The sequence below is a fragment of the Phenylobacterium sp. genome (genome assembly GCF_037138395.1).
In the GTDB taxonomy this organism is placed as follows: domain Bacteria; phylum Pseudomonadota; class Alphaproteobacteria; order Caulobacterales; family Caulobacteraceae; genus Phenylobacterium.
In genome coordinates this window covers 1-2,265 of record NZ_JBAXIM010000243.1, presented here as the reverse complement: position 1 = coordinate 2,265, position 2,265 = coordinate 1, and the positions used below count along the sequence as shown (strand labels likewise).

The window sequence follows — 2,265 nt, the reverse complement described above, 5'->3', positions numbered from 1 at the left end:
AGGGGACGCTCGTCCCACTTCGGATGCGGGACACCGATGGCGGCGGCCATGGCGACGGCAGGATGCGAGGAGACTGCGTCCTCAAGGTCCAGTGTAGAGATCCACTCGCCGCCGGACTTGATCACGTCCTTGGCCCGGTCGGTCAGGCGCAGGTATCCCTCGGGATCGATGGCGGCGATGTCGCCGGTGTCGAACCAGCCGTCGGCGCCGAAGGCGTCCGCACCGTCGTTGCGGAAATAGGCCGAGGCCACCCAGGGGCCCCGCACCTGAAGGGCACCCGACTGTCGCCCGTCGTGGGCCAGCATCGCCCCGTCCTCGCCGACGATCCGGAGTTCCACGCCCCAGTTGGCCCGACCCTGGCGCTGCTTGCGGACCAGGGCCGCCTCGGCGGTCTCGCCGGCATGGACGGCCAGGGGGGTATTGATGACGCCGAGGGGGCTGGTCTCGGTCATGCCCCAGATCTGCCGGACATCCGCCCCCAGCCGGTCCTGGACCCGGGAGATCAGGGAGGCCGTCGGTGCCGAGCCACCCACCGCCACGGTCCGGACCGAGGTGAGGGCCTGGCCTGTCCCCTCGAGATGGTCGAGCACGCCCACCCAGATGGTCGGCACGCCCAGGAGGAAGGTCGCCTGCTCGGCCACCGCAAGATCGCAGACGGAGGGCCCGTCGAGATGCCGTCCCGGCAGGATGAGCTTGGCCCCCACCAGGGGCGCCGCATAGGGCGTACACCAGGCGTTGGCGTGGTACATCTGGGCGCAGGGCAGGATGGCGTCCGCGGCGCCAAGACCGAAGCAGTCCGGCTGGATCACCGCCATGGCGTGCAGCACGGTCGAGCGGTGTGAATAGAGCACGCCCTTCGGATTGCCCGTGGTCCCCGAGGTGTAGCAAAGGGCCGAGGCCTGCCGTTCGTCGAGTTCTGGCCAGTCGAACGCCGGGTCGGCACCTGCGAGGATGTCTTCGTAGACCAGGGTGCCGGCCGGCGCGCCCTTCGGCAGGTTCGCACGGTCCGTGAGGGCGACGAAGGTCTTCACCGTCTCGAGCTTGGTGCCGATCTCGGCAACCAGGTCGGCGAAGGTGATGTCCCAGAACAACAGACTGTCGCCGGCATGGTTGGCGACCCAGGCCACCTGGTCCGGATGCAGCCGGGGATTGATGGTGTGCAGGACGGCGCCCAGGCCGCTGACGGCGTAGTAGAGCTCGAAATGGCGGTGGGTGGACCAGGCCAGGGTGGCGACACGGTCGCCAGGGCCGACGCCCAGCGCTCTCAGTGCGTTGGCCATACGCTTCACCCGTACAAGGGCATCGGCATAGCCATACCGGTGGATCGGCCCCTCGACGGTGCGGGTGACGATCTCGCGGCCAGGGTGCCAGGCCGCCGCGTATTCCAGGATGGAGGGCAGGGTCAGGGGCCTGTCCATCATCAATCCAAGCATGCGCCCTTCCCTCCCGACGGGATGGCGCGCCGCAGGGTCACTCCGCCCGGCGCGTCACCGTCATCATGTAGTTGACCCCGGAGTCCATCGACAGCCGCCAGACACCTGACAGGGGATCGAAGCTCACCCCGAAAGGCCCCTGCATGTCCAGTGGTTCGGCGGAAAGAAAGCCCCGCAGCTCTTCGGGAGTCAGGAACTTGCGCCAGTCATGGGTACCGGCCGGCAGCCAGCGCAGGACATACTCCGCCCCGATCTTGGCCAGGGCCAGGGCCCGGAGGGTGCGGTTCAGGGTCGCCACGACCATCAGGCCGCCGGGCGCCAGCAGGCGCCCGCAGGTACGCAGGAACTCGCCCGGATCGGCCACGTGCTCGATGACCTCCATATTGAGGATCACGTCGAAGGGTGGCGTTCCCTCAGCCTCTAGGGCCTCAGCGGTCGAGGCGAGGTAGGTGACGGGAACACCGGTCTGTTCGGCATGGGTCCGGGCCGTGCCGATGTTGCGCTCGGAGGCGTCGACCCCCGTCACTTCGAACCCCAGGCGCGACATGGGTTCGGACAGCAGCCCCCCGCCGCAGCCGATGTCGAGCAGCCTCAGGCCTTCGAAGGGCTGGCGACCGGCACCGTCCCGGCCGAAGTGAGCCAGCCCCGTCTCCCGGATGAAGGACAGGCGAACCGGGTTGAAACGGTGCAGGGGGGCAAACTTGCCCTTTGGGTCCCACCATTCGGCGGCGATGCGAGAGAACCTCTCGACTTCGGCGGGATCGATGCTGGAGCGGGGCTCGGCCATGGGGGGCACATACCAGAGGCTCCGGTGGCCTGAACAGGGGAAAGC

Annotated in this window: 2 protein-coding genes; both read right to left on the bottom strand. The window is 68.6% G+C overall.

The annotated features are described in order from the left end of the window. Positions 1 to 1,433, bottom strand: a 1,433-nt coding sequence (locus WCJ52_RS12805) for a long-chain fatty acid--CoA ligase (protein ID WP_336903689.1), incomplete at its 3' end; no start/stop codon positions are given. A gap of 37 nt (positions 1,434 to 1,470) precedes the next feature. Continuing rightward, positions 1,471 to 2,220 (bottom strand): bifunctional 2-polyprenyl-6-hydroxyphenol methylase/3-demethylubiquinol 3-O-methyltransferase UbiG, encoded by a 750-nt coding sequence (gene ubiG, locus WCJ52_RS12800; protein ID WP_336903690.1) that lies wholly within the window; start codon positions 2,218 to 2,220, stop codon positions 1,471 to 1,473. Between the last annotated feature and the right edge of the window lie 45 nt (positions 2,221 to 2,265).

What these genes read in the sequence shown, in the direction of transcription:
- ubiG (WP_336903690.1), bottom strand. Translation starts at nt 2,220, where the DNA reads ATGGCCGAGCCCCGCTCCAGCATCGATCCCGCCGAAGTCGAGAGGTTC.